Here is a 16,774-nt window from a genome sequence, read left to right as displayed (position 1 = left end):
TCCAGCGGCTCCACGGCCAACCAGATCGCGTCCACCCGAATCAACGCAACCACCCTTGCAGCCACTGGGCGCACTGCGCTGCGGCCGATCCCGGCCAGCGAAGACTGATCGTCGTCGCGCCACGGCGGACTTCGATCTGGATGTCCGGCACGGCAGTGGTCGGCTCGCCGATCCGCAACGGGATGAACTCGCCTTGCGGCACCCTCATCAACTCGCGGTCCTCAGGCGCGCCATTCTTTGCTTCCTGCTCGGCGACCCAGCGCCGCAGCAGATTCGCATTGAGGCGATGGTGCAGGGCTATCGCCGCGATCGAAACACCCGGCTGCATGCACTCCTGCACTGCCTTGGCCTTGAACTCGGCGCTATGCCGACGTCGGCGCCGTATTGGCGCGCTCTCTTCGATAGTGTCCACGTGTCCACCTAGAACTAGATGGACACGATGCTCCTTGCTACGCGGGTCCCCTTCAAGACGGGTTCACCGGGTGCTTACCGTTCACGGTAAATCCGGTCGTTGCGGTCAGGCTCGCTAGATTGCTTGAGGAAGCCGACACGCATTCTGCTGAACAATGGCAGATTGCATGCCCCTTTTCTGGCTTTTGGGCAGCAAATGACGCCAGCTTGGCTGGCGTACCAGCGGGCGAGATACTTACTGCGCTGCCGCGCTTACCACCACAGTCATCGGCGTCCACGCTTCCATCGCCAGCTCCCTTGTTTCGCCTGCATCCAAGACCAAATTGATCGGTTGCGTTCCCGGCAGGGTCTTAACGCTGCTAGCATCCTTGACGTCCAGACGTAGGGCTACAGAAGCACTTCCCCGGTTGACCAGCCGCATGATGTAGCGTTGCTGATAGGAAAGTACTTTGGTCAGAATGACGCCACGCGGCGCAGATACGTCAAACTCCTCCGCATTTGTGGGAAAGGGTTGTGTACCCCCCAAGATTACGACGGGGTTGTGGGCGTCGAATCCGTGCTCAAGATGCAGGACGAAGCCTTTGGCCACCGTCGGAAAGCTGGCAGCCACGGCCAACACCGATATCAAAGCGTTTTTTTTCATGCAATAGTCTCCTAGTGGGCGGGACCTTGAGCGCGTCGTACCCGCACAGCCAAATGCCTGAGTTGGCGTGAAAGAGGGTTAGCTATCAGGTTTTTGCTGTGTACGCCAAGCACCAGCCTTGCAGTTTGAGGCGTCCACAACTGCAGGTGCTGCTTGTGCAACGGAAAATGTCCACCTGCGATGCAGATTGAAATTGATCAGAACCAAGATCCCGGTTGAGATCACCTGTGCAACCAAATAGTGCAGGCCCGCAGCGAACAGGACCGCCAGCATCCAGGCGTTGAACAGCAATGCCAGCACCCACACAAGGAGGAAGCGCGAGAGTGTCGCACCGACCTTGGCGGGGGCGCCGAACACCCATCGCCGACTAACCGTGAAATTGAGCACGAGCCCGAAGATCGCACCTAGGGTCGATCCCACCACGGGGGTGGTACCGGAGTGGACCAAAATGTACAGCGCCAGATAGTGAGTGGCGGTGGAAGCACCGCCACTCAGCAGATATCTGTAGAAGATTCGTCGATCGGTCATGCCGGCCTTTTCTCCAAGGCGCATCAGCGCAGGTGCGAATGACTGGTTTCAGTGCCTTGAATGGCCATATCACTCCTTGACCGCGACAGCGAGCAGCGAACCACCGGCGGGAAATGGCAAGCTGCGGGTCAACAAGCGATATTCAACGTCGCAGACGGTCGAAAACAGCCGATTGAGTGTCTTTCCGATGCGGAAACCCTCGTCAACCTCCAGATCGGTCCGCGCAATCTTCTGGTGCACGCGCGAAATAACCATGACGGGTAACAGCAGCGACATGAAGGAATTGACGTAGAGCGGACGGAACCCGGTGGCCCGCAGCTTCTCCACGAGATCCTTACGCGTATAACGACGCTTGTGTTTGGCCGCGTCGTCCACGCGACTCCAGAGAGAAGGATGCTGAGGCACCGTCAAGATCAGCCCACCTCCGCGCCGGCACGCCTTGTACATCTCGCGCAGGGCGAGTCGGTCATCATCGATATGCTCGATCACATCAAAGGCGCTGACCACGTCGAATGCTTCGACAAAAGGGATCGCGCGCGCGTCCATTTGCAAGAACTTCGCTGTGCAATGGCGGCGCGCCATTTGCAGCGCATGCAGCGAAGGCTCCCCACCGCATACCTCAGCATGTGGGAACCGGTCTGCAATCGCAGCGAGATTCTCTGCTGTGCCGCAGCCAATCTCCAAGAAGGACTGAAGCCGCGGGAAATAACGTTGCAGCGCCCACACGATTAACTTTCGGCGATACACGAACCAAAAGTGCTCGGCTTGAAGCTTTTGGTATTCGTCGAACAGCGGCTCGTGGAAGCCGTCGTTGTCCTGAAGCATTTCGGGCGCCAAGCAAGCGACTCCGTCATGGACGGCGGCTCTCCAGCCGCAGGCATTGCACGACCAAGCAAAAGGCCTCAGAGGCGCATGGCAATTTACACAGATATGCACGGCAAACTCCTACGCAGCGAACAACAGCGCTATTCACCGCGCCTTGATTGCTCGCTGACGGAACACTCAATTTCCCTGGTTGCGTGCCGGGACACGCTCACGGGTCTTACCGCTGTGGCCGCGTGCCTCCCTTACAAAAGCGAAGGCTGTCAGACGTCAGCAGTGATGCGTGTCAGGAAACCAGGCGCGGAGGCCGTAGGAGGAGCTCTGGGATGAAACTAAGAAATTGGGCGCTAGACGACGAATGTGTTCGCGCTGTCGGCCGACAACTGGACATGGTCAGTCGCGCGGGCACTGCATACTGCGGAGCCTCCTCGCAAGACGGACATAGCTTGCACCGGTCGTCATAACGAGCAGGTCCTGCTTTGCCATGGTGGTCGTGGCAATGCTTATGGCTGGTACGTGTAGCCACGGAGAGGCGCTTATGCTGAATGCTCCGCGATTTCTTGATTACAGCATGCGCGCGTTCGCAGTCGGCAGGAATACCGGCGCCCATGCCCTGTGAGGGCAGCGCAACTAGTACCAGCCAGAGCGAAAAAACGCGCAGCAACTTCACGGGCACCATCAATGGACGATCACGGAGCCGCAGTCTAGGAAAGTCAACCTGACCGTAGAGTTACGGGTGGATTACAAGAATGCAGCCGGAGAATGGTGCTTGCTCTCCGCATGCTTACCACCTCGAATCACCTTGCGCATACTGAAGGCGCAAGCATGCGATCAACTCATGGTCTGGCGCGCCAAAACTTGGCCTCTCAACGCATGCAGAGCATGCGCGGCACTCGGTGGAATCCCACTGCATCAGAAAAATATGCGCAGTGTCTCCTGCCAGTTCTTGCGGCGATGTTTTTGCCGGCAGCACGCTGAGGGTTGGGGTGCAGCCCTCTCAACAAATGTCCTTGTCCTTTACGGGCACGATCAGCCGGGCGGCAGATCTCGTGCACCGCTCGCAATCGGCGGTGAGCATGCAGATCAAGACGCTGGAATCGGCCCTTGGCAAAGCGCTGTTCGTGCGCAAGCCGCGCAGCGTGGTGCCGACGCAGGACGGCGAGGTGCTGCTGGCACACGCGCGCCGGATCATTGCGCTGCGCGATGAGGCATGGGCGGCGGTCGTCCGGCCGGACGTGACTGGCCGCGTGGTGATCGGCGTACCGGACGATTACGCGTCGTCGCTGTTTCCGCCGATTCTCAAGAAGTTCTCGGCCACCTATCCGAAGGTCGAGATCCAGGTGACCGGCCTGCCCAGCGTCGCGCTCGCCCCGATGTTGCGCGACGGCACGGTGGATCTCGTCTGCGCGACGCGGGTGAAAGGGCTGACCGGCGAGTTCTTGCGGCACGAGCCGATGGTGTGGGCCGCAGCGCCCGGCGCCACTGACATCTGGCGTGAGCGGCCGCTACCAATTGCCGTGTTCCTACCGGGAAGCGTCGCACGCGAGAAGGCGATCCACAGTCTCGAGCGCGCAAAAATCGTGTATCGAACTTCCTATGAGAGCCCGAGTCTGCTTGGCCTGCTGACGATGGCCCGAACTGGCCTCGCCATCACCCCGCTCGCGCGGTGTGCTGTGCCATCTGACTTTACGCTGCTCGGGCCCGCACACGGCCTGCCTGAGATTGGCACGCTTGAAATCGTCCTCGCCCGAAGCGTCACGTCAAACCGACCACCCTGCGATTTTCTCGCCGAGCGCATCGTCGCTGAACTTCACGCATGAGCGCGCCTCGCCCGACGCCCAACCGGGGGCCGGGACTCAGTATTTCCAGCGTGATGGAGCAATTTTTCGACTCCACGGCAATCACGCGAGTGACGCCGCCGTGATCCAAATGCGCCCAGTCTAGCCGTATGTCCTTTCAAAGTATCGCCGACGCATTGCAACTCTGTCATCTTTGCACATCTTCTCCGATCGTAGTGTCGAATACGTCTTGTAACTGTAGGGGGCACCACAGTAGTCGCATCGAAACGGGGTTTCCAGAAAACGAGCTTTGAGCAAGCAGAGCGGCTCGTAGCCGCAGCGTCGGCAACCGATCTCGAGTGGCGTCTGATGCGCCGGGCATGTGGACTCGCTCTGCAACTGATGGAGGGGACTGTGGTATCCACGCCCCAAACACTTGCGGCAAAATCGAAAACGCTCGTCGTACTGGCGGTAAGGAAAAGCATCGAGGACCGATCCGAGAAGTATCTTGGCCGGCAGGTGCAAGGTCTTGCGCAAGGCGGCGATATTGATCGCATCGTGCACCGGTAAAACGCCGGAATAGGGATCGGCGTGCAAGGACAAGGCGGCATGACGCACCACAACATGCCCCGAAAGCTGATTGGCCTGCGCGAATTTCCAAAGAATGGAAATCAGCGACTCGCACGGGTCGACCCATTTCGGGTCGAAGGTGTAGCCTAGCGCGGGCGAAAGCACGCTCTCGTCAAACGATAGAATCGGGAATCGATTCTTCCGGGAGCTACGCAGCGGCGATGATATGCCCGGTCGCATGGCGCGATTGGACGTAACCACACTGTTGCACGGCGTATGCCCACAATGCTGGCGCTGGGCTGTAACCCGGTGCGTCCCGGGTCTCGCTATCTTTCAGGACAATCTCAACAGCGCGCACGAAATATTCCATCGGGATTTCCATCTTGTAGGGGAGGCTCGCCTTGTGATGCGCCGCGCTGAAGGCCTCCCAGAGCACGGTCGCGTCGTTGACAAGCCGGTAGTTGGTGTCGAATGCCTCGGGGACGTAAAACCGCGTGAAGGTCCAAGCGCTCGCCTCCGGGTAACAGGTTTCGTCATAGCCGAGCAAGCAAGTCGCGACATCATCAGCATCGCGTATCCCATAGAACGGCAACTCTTCGACCATGAGGCGCGCGATGATCTGCGTGGCCCCTGCCGCCTGCAGCGATTCCTTCTTGGCCAGCAACTCCTCCTGGCCGACCAGGAAGGTGTACAGCCTGATCTGCTGCCGATCGAGCGTATCGTGAATGTCGCGCAGCCACTCGTACTCATTGACGTTGTAGCGCTGTGCCTCATCGCAAAACAGGAGAATCGTTCCGCTGCCCGCTCGGGCCGCCGCCTCCCGCAGCTTATGGGTCAGCCGGAACCGCTTGGCCGTGTTGGTTCCCGTCTGCGGCTCGGGATAGCCGACGGCCTCCAGCAGGTTCGACAGAAAGGGGCCCTCCGCATGCTTGGGCTTGTGCTCGCACTGCGCGTGGAAGGTGGAGATTTTGGGGTAGTTGCGGGCGAGCAGGAGCCGTATGTATTCGATCGCCCGGGTCTTGCCAATGCGTGAGGGTCCGTAGATCAGCGCCCCAGGAACACGGTACCGCAGGCACCGTGTCACCAGTTCATAAAAATCCTGGATCGCTGCCGTGGCGATCCGGTAATTGCCAGTGACCAGAGGGTGCGTAGCCGGATCAACCGGGCGGGGGCGTTCGACAGACATGGTGGTCCTCCTTGCGGGCGGCCCGCCTAGGAAATCAGTCCCGTACCAATCGTGAGGCGGCGTGGTACACCGGGCGCTGGCGGCGGCGATGGTGAATCGTCAGCGACGGCATTGGAAAGCGGCGCAGAAATGGGTACGGTGGGTCGCAAAGGCGTGTAGATCGTCGGCGCAGTCGACAAAACACGGATGACGTGCGCGAGATCCGTGGCGGCTTTGCGTGTGTGTTTGGCGTGCGCCAGCTTCTCTTGGACGAACGCCTCGATCACGTTGCCTTCCATCCCTTTGCGCATGCCGCGCTTCTTACGCCATTTCAGGATCTCTTTGCGCAGCCGCAAATCGTGGGGCACCAGGCCCCACGCGCCCTGCGCCTGCAATGGCCCCAACTCGGCTCCATCCGCGAGAAACGCCCGTACGCCGCGCAGGTCTTCGACGTTGGAATAGACAAGCAGCTTCGTACCGATCAGATGCGTCGCCGCTGCCAGGGTTGTGCTGGTGTAGCGCACACCGTGCAGGTTGATGTGAGGACGCACACCTTGGTGCAAGTAGGCACGCACCGTGTGCCTCGACGCGGTTTGCATCAGGCACAGCGTGCGACGCCGATGCTCGGCCAACCAGGAGAGCATGCTCTGCTTGACACGGATCAACCGCTCCATGGCCTCCAGAGGCGTGATGTTGTTCAGCCCGCTGTGCGGTGTACCGTTGTAACTGGCGATGGCATATTCGACGAGTTCCGTCAGCTCATCGGAGGACAGGTACAAGCGGAGATTGCCCTTCGGATCGGACAGCGCACGCCGAAGGTCACGCGGATGCGATCCGGTGTAGCCAGGCAGACGCGACGACATCTCTTGCGCAATGGTCGCAAAGAAACGCTCAATGTAGGGGCGCTCGTCCGGGTGGTGATAAGGGCCCGCATCGACAATGCAACCCACGAACTCGCACAAGGCACTGAGCGTGTCGTTGGCAAGATTTGCTTTGGCGTTGTCGAGCTTGATCCACTCCCAGCAAGCGTAGGCGAGCTCGGGCAGTTTTTGCGACGGCAGGCCATCGTGCTTGGAGTACGCGAGATTGGGAAGGGTGAAGGTCATGGGGCGATGAGGCTCCAGTGCCTTCTCCATCGTCTTGATCACGTCATGACGGCTGTACTCGCGCGCGAGCACGACGTGATAACCCAGGATCGCGCGAGTGCAAACGTCGATGATGACCAGCAGCCAGATGCGCTCCATTTCGAACTCGTGCTCAAAACCCAAAGGGTCACGTACCACCACCTTGAGCCGAACATCCAGACGGTGCCCGTCGAATTCCACGACCTGATAGGGGCGCACGGCCGCGGGCGATACGGCATGTCCGTCCTGCAGGGGCAAGCCTTTGAGGTGAGAGGCGCCCGCCGCGCGCGCAGCTTGGCCGAAGGAGCGCAGCATTTCCGCCTTGAGCCGGTTGGACAACGAGCGGATTGCCAAATAGTCCATACAGAGCGGGTAGTCCGTCGCCTTCAGACCGAGCGACCGACATTGCTTCAGGAACTCCTCATGCAGGGCTTTCAGGCCGCGCAGGCGCGTCTTGAGCTTGCCATCCGTGCTGACCTGATGCAGCACGACCTTGCGTTGCCGAATCTGAGCCCGAAGCCACGTCACCAAGGCGGGATGGCTCTCGAAGATTTGCGATATCGCCCCGGCCGTACCGCGACTGCCGGTCTGCCCCTGGACGACGATAGGGGCAACGCGCGCGTATTCGGCAATCCGCACATTGGGAATGACGGCGCGAAAGCCCCAGATCCGTCCATCGGGGTGTGTCTGCAACGCACGATACAACCACCGATATAGTTGGCGACGATCGATACCGGTGGACAGTTCAATTTCGTCGATAGCGTCGCCTCGTGCATAGCGCTCGATGGCGGCAGTCGCCATGCGTACCCGCTGCTGACGCCCCTCCGTGAGCTCCGTCCATGCAACTGACGGCCAGGACGCGAGGTCGAGATGCTGGAGCTCCGGTTTGCGGCGCATCAGGACTGTCCTCCCGGTGCCGAGAACAGTGTGAGCAGCGACAACGCTTCCGTATGCAAGGTCGGTGCCGAGAGCTTGCCCGTGCGCAATAACTCATACACCGCGGTGCGAACCAGAACGGGATCGCCTGTGGCGTACTCGCGCTCAATGGTCAGGAGTTGCCTCGGCTCAGCTGTCGCAAAGCGCCGGATCGCTGTCAGCAGACTCGCCGCTGGCAAGCCGCGATTGGCCACGATCGTGGGTAACATCCGTTGCCAGTTGTCGATCCAGACTCGGGATGCAGCGAGTTCTGCCGGCGGCACCACACGAATATCGATCTCTGAGTCGTCCAGTTGGCGCCCTTTGTCGACGACCATGCCCTCGTCGTCTGACTCTGAGAGCAACACCAACTCGTCCCGAGTTTCATAACGGACCCAGAACTCGGCCAAGTGTCGCTGTCCGCCCACTAGGATGAACCCAGGCCTTTCGCAAAAACGCTGAACGTCGGGATCGGCCTCCAGCCTCAGCCATTGATCGAGAGCCGCACACCGATAGAACGACACCCGGCGCCCCAATTTGAGGCTGAAGGCCTCGAGCCGATGCGCTCCGCGAGGTCGCGGGATCGGGATCGGGCTATCGAAGGACTGACTTTTCCCCATAAGATCAAGGCCTTACGAAGGGAGTGGAAGTCTAGGATGCCAATTGACAAATTTAATGCGGGCTTACGCCTATTGACGCTATTGCCTCGCTTTCAACGTAATTAAAATTGTCACTACAGAGCCCGCGTTGGCTCAGTTTCGCCAAACCGTAGTGACATTTTTATTTTGTTCTACGCCGATGCGCTCCGCGAGGTCGCGGGATCGGGACCGGGCTATCGAAGGACTGACTTTTCCCCATAAGATCAAGGCCTTACGAAGGGAGTGGAAGTCTAGGATGCCAATTGACAAATTTAATGCGGGCTTACGCCTATTGACGCTATTGCCTCGCTTTCAACGTAATTAAAATTGTCACTACAGAGCCCGCGTTGGCTCAGTTTCGCCAAACCGTAGTGACATTTTTATTTTGTTCTACGCCGAGCAAATCAAGCCGACGCTAAGCGCAGTGCGCGAGCGGCTGGGCACTGGCAGCATGAACACCATCCACCGCCATCTGGTTACTTGGCAGGGTCAACAAAAGCCTGCCGCGCGCAAGATTGGCGATCCGAACCCCCGCCTGCTGGCCGCACTGGGCACCGAGTTTTCGCGGGTGGCCGAGGACGCCGCGGCCGACGCCGAGGCCGCACTGGCGCAGGTCATGAGTGAAAACGCGGTGCTGGCCAGCACTGGCGAGGCTCTGGAAGCTGAACGCGACGCCCTGACGCAGGAGCTGCAGCAGGTTGCGACAGAGCGCGACAAGCTTGCCGGCAAGGCGGCCGAGCAGGCAGCAGAGATCGAACGCTTGAATGCAGAGTCGGAGCGGGAGCGCGGCGAACTCGCCGCCGTTCGTCGGGCGCTCGCGCAAGTGGAGTTGCGCCTGGAAGCGCTGCCACACTTGGAGCGCGAACTGAGCGAACTGCGCGCCCAACTGGCGGCGGAACAGGCCGCCCGGGTCGCTGCCGATCGCACAGCCGCCGTCGCCGATGCGCAGCGTGAAGCTGCTGACATCGCCCGAATCCAGGCCAACGAGCGCTTGGCCAACGCCGAATCGCGCGAGCACCAGGTGCGTGCCCAACTGGCTGAAGCGCAGGCCGCGCATGAGCGCACCCGCGAGAAACTAACCGAGGTCGTCGGTCTTGAGGCCGGTGCCCAGGCCGAGTTGCGAATGCTGCGCGAGCAAATTGAGGCCGCGAAGCCGACACCAGAGTCGGCACCAGATCAGCAGACCGGTCAACCGCCGAGCAAACCAAACTCACGGCGCAAGGGGGCGTAGCAACGCCGCTTACCTACCCACTGGGCGGCACGGCCCCCCTCTGCATTGCGCCCTGCCCGCCATACAGTCCTTCCCCTAGCCCTCTTCACATCCGGAGTCATCGCATGCTGCGGTCGTTTGGCCTGGTTGACCAATTTCGCACACTGGCGGCATTCGTTTGTGCCGCCACCCTCGCCTCCACACCGGCTATTGCACAGGATGGCGTACCCGCACTCGCAATCACCGCGCCGAACGGGGCCAAAAGCGTGCTGGTCGCCACTCTCCACGTCCCCTATCAGGGCATGCGCCAGCCGGCGATGTCGGTGCTCCAGGGCGCCACAAGTTTTGTCATTGAAAGTTCGAGGGCCCAAGGTCCACAGCCTGTCGAACTCCAGGGCGCCGATCTACTGGACCCCGAGGTGTTTGCTGGTCGGGCCTCTCGTGCACCATGGGCCCGGTCATTGACCGATACACAGGTTGAATTTCTTCAGCTGCGCGCGAAATGCGCAGCACCTCAACGTCCCGACCTGGCCATCGAAATGCTGCAGCACAAGAGTCCGCGTATGGCCGCCGCGTACGCTTGGATTCCCTGCACAGAATTGAGCAACCTGTCCAGAGACGCGATATTCGCGATAGCGGCACTGCGCTACAACGTAGCGATAGTGCCTCTCGAAGATCAGACCGACTTGGAAAACCGGCGACGCGCGGTCCCGGATCGGATCTATTGGCGCCTGCTGATGGGCGGCTTGAACATCGCCCGCCAGCGAGAGGATTTCCGTCAAGCTGTTATCGCATTCAATCGCGGCGACTATGAGAGGATCGCCGCTCTCGCGAGTCTGGGTAACGAATCTCCAGAGGATGCGGCGATCTATCACCGCCTGATGGTCCACGACCGCAATTTGTCCTGGATGCCGCGCTTGCGCCAAGCCCTCGACGCCGGCGGCGCGGTGGTCGCGGTTGGTGCTGCTCACCTGCCAGGGTCCGACGGACTCATCGCACTCTTGCGAGCGGACGGCTACCAAGTCAACGACATTCTGCTGCCGAATGACACAGCAATGGAGATGCAAGCACCATGATGGATGATGCAATGCATCGCGCTCAAGATGTCGTCTATGGCCAAGACCAAGCCGCGCAGATGCGAAAGGCACCGGGCCTTGCGCGCATCCGCGCGGCAGCATCTGACTCCAGTTGCACGGTATTGGACCAGTCGGTCTGGAAGCGCACTGAGCTGGGCCCGGTCCTTGATCTCCTCACGACTGAAGGATCAACCCAGCGGGTCTACGTCGACGTGCCCATCGCCGCCGTGGTTGGCTTAACGCATCGGAATTTCAGCAAGGCCTTGACGTGGCGCGGCATGCTGCAGGACCTGCACGGTTTTGGCTGGGACGAGCGCGTCATTGACTACTGCGAATCGGAAATCGGCCACCAATCATTTCCCGCCCCTGAGGCAGCGTACGAACTGAAGCTGGCCGCCTACGGCGGGGCTGTGACGTGCACCAACGGCGTCCACCGCCTGGTCGCGGCCGTGAACTGGTTGGGCGCCACGCAAGGTGAACACGCCGTGCTGCGCAAGGTCTCGGTCTGGTACCGGCCGACCGATGCCTCGTTGGTCAGTGCGTTGCGCGCGCTCGAGCAGCAAGGCGCCCGATTGCGTCTCGGCTGCGCCAGAGACGACGCCGGCATCCGCCGTATGTGGTTCATCGAATCAACCACCGCGCACCGCGTCAGCTATTTCCACGTCACGCCCGGACGCTGCACTCCAATTCAGGTCGGACCGCGCTGGGTGGCAAAAGCACGAGCATGGGCGGGCCTAGAGGCCGACGCCGTACATTTCGTGTCGGAGTGGTTCGATATTCCCCCGACCGTTCTCGATACGGTGGTAAAGGATGCTTGGATCGACGCGCAGATCCGCGCGCCCCGCTACGAGGCCCCTCTTGACTAAATGAAGACGGTGAGTCCCGTTGTCCAGCACGACTGGCCTTGCTATTCTTCCCTCGCACGCAGTAGCGCGCACAATTCGCCATCTCGCGATGGTCAACCACCTTGAAATCTACGCACTCCATGGCGACGAAATCCAAGACCGCAGCAAAGAAAGCCGCACCGGCAAAGAAGACCGCCGCCGCCGCGGCCCCGACCATCAAGCCGCTGAAGGACACCTTCACCAAAGCCAGCCTGGTGAGTCACTTGGCCGAGCAGACAGAACTTGAGGCCAAGGCCGTGAAGTCCGTGCTCCTGCATCTGGAGAACACCATCCTGAGTGCGCTGCACAAGAAAGGCGCCGGCGAGTTCACGCTGCCTGGTCTCTTCAAGGTGGTATCCGTGAAGGTACCGGCCACCAAGCGTCGCTTCGGCAAAAACCCTTTCACGGGCCAAGAGCAATGGTTCGAGGCCAAGCCGGCCAGCGTGCGTGTCAAGGTGCGCCCGCTGAAGAAGGTGAAGGACGCCGCTCAGTAAGTCCTCCGCTGCCATTCGTGCCAACGGGAGGCCAAGCCTCCCGTTTTCATTGGCGCGTGTGCCCAACGCAACCCATGAGGATGTCTTGTCTCTCTTTCCCCAGCGTAGCGCGGACGTGCGCCGCTACAAGTTCATCAATTGGAACGTCGTACTGAAGCCGGCTCTGCAAGAGAAATTTGAGAAGGTCATCACTGCAGCCGAGCAAGCAGGCTACCTCGAACGGCTATACGTGCGCGTCGAACGCGAGCACCGAACTGTCACCCTATTCCCAGGCCAGCATCCGGTGGGCGCTTCGCTGAGAAAACAGGGCTCGACAGCGGCGGAGCACGGAGCCGCACTTGTGTTCTCTCAAGCCAAAACCGGCAATGTCGCCGTGCTGCTCTATCCGTACGAGTCTGAATTCATGCGGCAGCCCGAAAAGCTCATCGTTTGGCGAGTGTTCGTGGGCCCGAACGATGTCACACAAAGCGTCATCGACGCAGCCGTGGCCGACGCGTTCCGATACTGGCGCGTATCCAGTGTGCTCGACGGTGGTTCGCGGTGGGATCGTTGGCGCATCGGAATGCTGCGGCGCCGAGACCGTTACCAATCGGCGGAGAAGGCGATGACGACTCGGCCAAGCCTGGTAGCAAGGGCCGTCGGCGCGTTCCTTGCCTGGTGGCCTGTTGCTGCCTTCGTCGCGTTTAGTGCCCTCGTGACGGTCGTGACCGGCTGGCACGACTTCAGCGACAAGTTTGGTGCCGCTTTCCACTCAACATCCACCGCAGCGAAAGAGTCGACGACTACATCAAAGACAGGCCGCGCCAGCGAAGCGGCGGCGGCCCCCTCGACAGCGCAGGATCGCTAGGCCCGCACCCGTAGTTACGGGTTCAACCGAACTGGGGGGCGAGGCATCCCTGTTTTCGGGTAGTAGCTGTAGTACACGTCAACAGCGCGGGCCCAGCAGTCGAGCAACTCGTCCGAGTGGTCGCGTACCCGCTTGGCCAAGGCCTCAGCGTTCGGGTGGCTCATTCCGAACGCCGGCGCACCAGTCGCCACGTCGAACGCGCTTCGTGTCCAAGCAGAAAGCGAACGCCTTCGCCTTCTCGAAGGGATAGTCGCAGGGCACCAGGGGGTGCAGCGACTGTAGCGTGGCGGCGCTGGGCACCACAAAGCCTGCGTCATGGAAGTGCTGCCGGCCATGCGCTTCAAAGTCGTAGTCTACGAACCCAGCCGGGCTGTTGTATTCGACCCGCGTAATCTCGGAGGCGGTGATCGGCGCAAACGAGAGCCACCACGTGCCTTCTTTGGTTGTGGTCGATTTCAATAAATGCCGCCGTCTCGTGAGAGGCAGACGCCAAGGATTTTCGACGTATGCGGAAAGGCCCATAAGCTTGGCTTCATCGGGCTTTTCGCCACGACGCGCGTAGTACTCGACAAAGGGCATCAGAGTGGCTGTGTCGGCCGACATCTCCACCGTCAGGCGCACTCGGGTTTTGTTCATGACGATGCCATTCTTGGGTGCGACCCCATCGACGCGGGTCAGATACTCCATGTCTCTCGCGGTCAACGTTTTGTCGCCTGTCGTCAGGCCGTGACCATCAGCATCGGGATCCGTCGTCAGCCAGACCACTGAGTTGCGAATGCTTCCGTCACCATGCTTCACGTGGCCACGCGAAATCCCCATCGAGAGGATCGTTTCGGCGTACGAGACGGACGTGAAATGGTAGAACTTCATCCGCGTTCCTTCATCGTTGTGTGTGTTGATAGTTCAGCAACGCGATTGACCGAATGCGGTGTCAAACGGGTGCCGACAAGCTTTCTTCATTCAATTAGTCGCAACTGTCCTAGGCGCTCCAATCGCTCGCGGTCGGCCTGATCACTATGCTCCGGTGCGACCGGGTGGGCAGCGCCGCAAATCGTGCAGATCCAAAGCTGCACCCGGTGTGCCGCGTCGAACGATGTTACGCCGGCATTTTCGGGAACGTGGTCACGCAGGACGCCACAACTGTTGCAGGCGAGCCATCGTGTGTGGGATCTCATGGGAGTGCTTCGAGGGTTTTGGCCCGTTCGATGATAGCGCGCACGTTCGCAAGGCAAGGTGCTCGCTCATACAGTGAACCAACTTCAATGCCGATTTTGGCGCCACTGAGCAAATTGCTGGCCGTCGATTAGTTCGAAGCCAAACTCGCGCCCGACCTCGGCGGCCCCCGAAGTAAAGCGGCTTGTGGTAATGACGATCCCTTTGCTGGTGCCGCTGCTGCCGCGATCAGCAAAGGCAATGGCCCCATGCAGTTCACGCACGATTTCCGGGCCGACACTGCGATGCGCCGCCCAGCATTTGCATTGTACGATCCAAGATTGGCCGCTCTCGTCAACCGCGTATAGATCGACGCCACCATCGCCATCCCGACTGGCGGCCTGGTGAATCACGCGCAGCCCTCGTTCCCTGAGCAGTTGCATACAATCCCGCTCGAACTCAAACCATGCCGGCCGCGCACCTTCTGGCGCGGTTGATACCTCTTCGTAGATCATGCGCGATGCCGAGCGGCTGCGGTAGACACGCACCCGCTCAGCCTCCGCCATTGCCCCGCGAGTGTGTGGGCGCACGAATGTGAACCCTTCTGGAAGGTGCATTCCATACCGCTGTGCGAGAAAACGCTGAGTCGCCGATGTTGTTGCCGCCCGGCGCAGGTGTTGAGTGACAGCGTGTGGGGCACGACCAGATTCGTGCGCGTGTTGTGTCGCCTGCCGTAGATTGGGCCGGCTATAGCGTACGCGCGGCAGGTACACCACCGTCGTCAAGTCACGGCCACGGCTGCGGCGCGTTGTCGTTCGCGTACCAAACAGCGACTCTCGCTCCTCCACCACAAGAAAGTCCCGGATGATCGCAGCTGCGATCAACTGCAAGCTCAACTCGGCGTCCGTGTTCCACGTCACTTCGCCATCATCATCGCGCGGGCGGATCAAGCGGCCACCTGTTGCGCGCGGCGGATCGCTGGCAATGCCAATCGCGACATGGTGGTAGCGCTGCGCTGCGTCGAGAAATTGGCACGCGAACTCGCCTTGGTTCTCAAAGATCCGCACCGCCACGAATGGGCCGAACGCCACTTCTACTCGTGCGCCCCACGGGATAGTCCATTGCCGAGCTTCCTGTGCTTCGCGCAGCATCGCCTGAATCGTCGCTTCAGCTTCGTCTTCGGTGCCATCGAGCGCGACGCCGCGCATGGCTTCACAGACATCCGACAACGGGACCGGAAAATCGTTTGGCCCGAGGCGCTGGCCCGCGTCAATGAGGTCCAGCATGTCCAGACCGCTGCGCCACATCTCCTCGATGTCGGACAGCGACGCTTCGAGGTTGAACGGCGCACTACGCAATTCCAAACCGTGTTGCCCAGTGTTGGCGAACCAGGGCCGGTGGGTGCCGCCCTGCGTGATCTTGTCATCCAACAGAGCAGCCTCGAACGTCCAACGTGCGGCTTCGGACAACATTTGGTCGCCCGCATCGTTGAGCAGCGGAATCAGCTTGTCGAGCAAACAGAACAGCGCGTACGTGTCATGCAGCACCTCAACACACGCCCGATACGCAGCTTCCGCATCGGGGGCTGGACCCGCCAATGCTGCCAGCCAACGTCCGATCAATGGCGCACGCGCCACTAGCACCCTGCCCTGCTCGGCAATAATGCCCTCACCGAGCCAGTTGCCCTCTTCCGTGACGACCGGTGGTACGCGGTCATATGCCTGTCGCTCTGCAATTCCGCGCACGAAGCCAGCGGCGAGGCGGCGATTCCGATACACCTGCCTGCCCCATGCGACGCGAGCCTTGTCTGTTGCATTTAGGTCGCCTGCCCAGGGCCCGTCATAGTTCAGCTCCGACCAGACGTCTGACGCGGGTTCCGCCCAAAGCGGGATCGCAGGAGCGGCATCGGTTGTGTCAGCCTTTCGTTCGCGCTCGAATGGATCGAATCGCTGACCCTCGCGTGACCCCTGCAGTCCAGGCACCGGATGTTGCCATTGCTGCTCCATGCCTTGGAGTGAGGGAGCGGTTTCCCCAAAACCCGAATGCAACTGCGCCTCAAACCAAACAGTTTGGTACCCCTCCGGCGAAACGGCGATCATGCGAAAGCGACCGCGCTGGCGAATCGCCGCAACCACTGGATCAGCGCTCGGCCGCATCCACCGTGTGTGGGGATGGGGATTCTTTCCCTCTGTCATCAACGTAAAGGAAAACACCATGGAGGGGGTGTTGTTCCAACGCCAACCAATTGCGACGCACGTCCGCTGTCGACGTAGCCGTTGGATGGTGTCACGGTCCTGGGCGATGAACACTATGCAAGCAACGCCATCTTCACCGATCCAGCCAGGTCCGAAGAACCGTTGACCCACCGAGGTTCCCTTGAACGGCTCCGCCAGCGCTTTGACTTGGGCGGCCGTGGCATGTTCTATCGTCGTGGCAACCGCGCGCGCCACCGGCACTCGTTCGTTCCGGGGGAATTGCTTAGCAGGTGGGTTTTGGTCGGCGGGCATAGGCGAATCG

At 60.6% G+C, this 16,774-nt stretch carries 16 protein-coding genes; 6 read left to right on the top strand and 10 right to left on the bottom strand.

Annotated features, from left to right (window positions below; all coding sequences use genetic code 11):
* Window positions 1–40 precede the first annotated feature (40 nt).
* From tnpA to N5B55_RS23780, 4 genes are all read right to left on the bottom strand, one after another.
* The gene (gene tnpA / locus N5B55_RS23795) at window positions 41–412 is read right to left on the bottom strand and encodes an IS66-like element accessory protein TnpA (RefSeq protein ID WP_004633552.1); all 372 of its coding nucleotides are present in this window, start codon (window positions 410–412) and stop codon (window positions 41–43) included.
* 234 nt (window positions 413–646) lie between these two features.
* Entirely contained in the window at window positions 647–1,054 is a 408-nt protein-coding gene (locus N5B55_RS23790; protein WP_012435593.1) for a hypothetical protein, read from the bottom strand.
* 78 nt (window positions 1,055–1,132) lie between these two features.
* Window positions 1,133–1,582 (bottom strand): GtrA family protein, encoded by a 450-nt coding sequence (locus N5B55_RS23785; protein WP_012435594.1) that lies wholly within the window; start codon window positions 1,580–1,582, stop codon window positions 1,133–1,135.
* A gap of 69 nt (window positions 1,583–1,651) precedes the next feature.
* Window positions 1,652–2,407, bottom strand: coding sequence for a class I SAM-dependent methyltransferase (locus tag N5B55_RS23780; RefSeq protein ID WP_248694779.1), 756 nt, complete (start codon window positions 2,405–2,407; stop codon window positions 1,652–1,654).
* A 1,001-nt stretch (window positions 2,408–3,408) separates the two neighbouring features.
* On the opposite strand from N5B55_RS23780, the gene N5B55_RS23775 reads away from it, so the two are divergent.
* On the top strand, window positions 3,409–4,224 hold the full coding sequence (locus N5B55_RS23775; RefSeq protein ID WP_012435597.1) for a LysR family transcriptional regulator: 816 nt from the start codon (window positions 3,409–3,411) through the stop codon (window positions 4,222–4,224).
* A 120-nt stretch (window positions 4,225–4,344) separates the two neighbouring features.
* Here N5B55_RS23775 and N5B55_RS23770 read toward each other — a convergent pair whose 3' ends face one another.
* Genes N5B55_RS23770 through N5B55_RS23755 form a run of 4 tightly spaced genes read right to left on the bottom strand, consistent with a single transcriptional unit; the run spans window position 4,345 to window position 8,366 of the window.
* Window positions 4,345–4,917, bottom strand: a complete 573-nt coding sequence (locus tag N5B55_RS23770) for a TniQ family protein (protein ID WP_225694714.1) — start codon at window positions 4,915–4,917, stop codon at window positions 4,345–4,347.
* A gap of 43 nt (window positions 4,918–4,960) precedes the next feature.
* A complete protein-coding gene (locus N5B55_RS23765) occupies window positions 4,961–5,938 on the bottom strand; it encodes an ATP-binding protein (RefSeq protein ID WP_012435599.1) in 978 nt (325 codons plus the stop codon).
* Between the two features lie 26 nt (window positions 5,939–5,964).
* On the bottom strand, window positions 5,965–7,938 hold the full coding sequence (locus N5B55_RS23760) for a DDE-type integrase/transposase/recombinase (RefSeq protein ID WP_012435600.1): 1,974 nt from the start codon (window positions 7,936–7,938) through the stop codon (window positions 5,965–5,967).
* On the bottom strand, window positions 7,938–8,366 hold the full coding sequence (locus tag N5B55_RS23755) for a hypothetical protein (RefSeq protein WP_249262879.1): 429 nt from the start codon (window positions 8,364–8,366) through the stop codon (window positions 7,938–7,940). Before N5B55_RS23755 ends, N5B55_RS23760 begins: the two co-directional genes overlap by 1 nt.
* A 652-nt stretch (window positions 8,367–9,018) precedes the next feature.
* Here N5B55_RS23755 and N5B55_RS23750 point away from each other — a divergent pair.
* From N5B55_RS23750 to N5B55_RS23730, 5 genes are all read left to right on the top strand, one after another.
* Complete coding sequence (locus tag N5B55_RS23750) at window positions 9,019–9,825, top strand: DNA-binding protein (protein WP_369812465.1); 807 nt, start codon at window positions 9,019–9,021, stop codon at window positions 9,823–9,825.
* Between the two features lie 104 nt (window positions 9,826–9,929).
* The gene (locus N5B55_RS23745) at window positions 9,930–10,880 is read left to right on the top strand and encodes a TraB/GumN family protein (protein WP_012435603.1); all 951 of its coding nucleotides are present in this window, start codon (window positions 9,930–9,932) and stop codon (window positions 10,878–10,880) included.
* Window positions 10,877–11,746 (top strand): hypothetical protein, encoded by an 870-nt coding sequence (locus tag N5B55_RS23740; RefSeq protein ID WP_021197350.1) that lies wholly within the window; start codon window positions 10,877–10,879, stop codon window positions 11,744–11,746. Before N5B55_RS23745 ends, N5B55_RS23740 begins: the two co-directional genes overlap by 4 nt.
* A gap of 119 nt (window positions 11,747–11,865) precedes the next feature.
* Window positions 11,866–12,258 carry an HU family DNA-binding protein gene (locus tag N5B55_RS23735; RefSeq protein ID WP_012435605.1) on the top strand — a complete coding sequence of 131 codons (393 nt, stop codon included), beginning with the start codon at window positions 11,866–11,868 and terminating at the stop codon, window positions 12,256–12,258.
* 85 nt (window positions 12,259–12,343) lie between these two features.
* A complete protein-coding gene (locus N5B55_RS23730; RefSeq protein WP_004635272.1) occupies window positions 12,344–13,105 on the top strand; it encodes a hypothetical protein in 762 nt (253 codons plus the stop codon).
* A gap of 144 nt (window positions 13,106–13,249) precedes the next feature.
* Here N5B55_RS23730 and N5B55_RS23725 read toward each other — a convergent pair whose 3' ends face one another.
* Complete coding sequence (locus N5B55_RS23725; RefSeq protein WP_004635270.1) at window positions 13,250–13,975, bottom strand: hypothetical protein; 726 nt, start codon at window positions 13,973–13,975, stop codon at window positions 13,250–13,252.
* Between the two features lie 389 nt (window positions 13,976–14,364).
* Window positions 14,365–16,764, bottom strand: a complete 2,400-nt coding sequence (locus tag N5B55_RS23720) for a restriction endonuclease (RefSeq protein WP_004635269.1) — start codon at window positions 16,762–16,764, stop codon at window positions 14,365–14,367.
* Between the last annotated feature and the right edge of the window lie 10 nt (window positions 16,765–16,774).

Origin of the sequence: Ralstonia pickettii (assembly GCF_030582395.1) — a bacterium.
In the GTDB taxonomy this organism is placed as follows: domain Bacteria; phylum Pseudomonadota; class Gammaproteobacteria; order Burkholderiales; family Burkholderiaceae; genus Ralstonia; species Ralstonia pickettii_D.
This window is presented reverse-complemented; position numbering and strand designations above follow the sequence as displayed.

Coding starts and splice junctions, on each gene's coding strand:
- N5B55_RS23790 (WP_012435593.1), bottom strand. CDS start 1,054: ATGAAAAAAAACGCTTTGATATCGGTGTTGGCCGTGGCTGCCAGCTTT.
- N5B55_RS23785 (WP_012435594.1), bottom strand. CDS start 1,582: ATGACCGATCGACGAATCTTCTACAGATATCTGCTGAGTGGCGGTGCT.
- N5B55_RS23780 (WP_248694779.1), bottom strand. CDS start 2,407: ATGCTTCAGGACAACGACGGCTTCCACGAGCCGCTGTTCGACGAATAC.
- N5B55_RS23775 (WP_012435597.1), top strand. CDS start 3,409: ATGTCCTTGTCCTTTACGGGCACGATCAGCCGGGCGGCAGATCTCGTG.
- N5B55_RS23765 (WP_012435599.1), bottom strand. CDS start 5,938: ATGTCTGTCGAACGCCCCCGCCCGGTTGATCCGGCTACGCACCCTCTG.
- N5B55_RS23760 (WP_012435600.1), bottom strand. CDS start 7,938: ATGCGCCGCAAACCGGAGCTCCAGCATCTCGACCTCGCGTCCTGGCCG.
- N5B55_RS23745 (WP_012435603.1), top strand. CDS start 9,930: ATGCTGCGGTCGTTTGGCCTGGTTGACCAATTTCGCACACTGGCGGCA.
- N5B55_RS23740 (WP_021197350.1), top strand. CDS start 10,877: ATGATGGATGATGCAATGCATCGCGCTCAAGATGTCGTCTATGGCCAA.
- N5B55_RS23735 (WP_012435605.1), top strand. CDS start 11,866: ATGGCGACGAAATCCAAGACCGCAGCAAAGAAAGCCGCACCGGCAAAG.
- N5B55_RS23725 (WP_004635270.1), bottom strand. CDS start 13,975: ATGAAGTTCTACCATTTCACGTCCGTCTCGTACGCCGAAACGATCCTC.
- N5B55_RS23720 (WP_004635269.1), bottom strand. CDS start 16,764: ATGCCCGCCGACCAAAACCCACCTGCTAAGCAATTCCCCCGGAACGAA.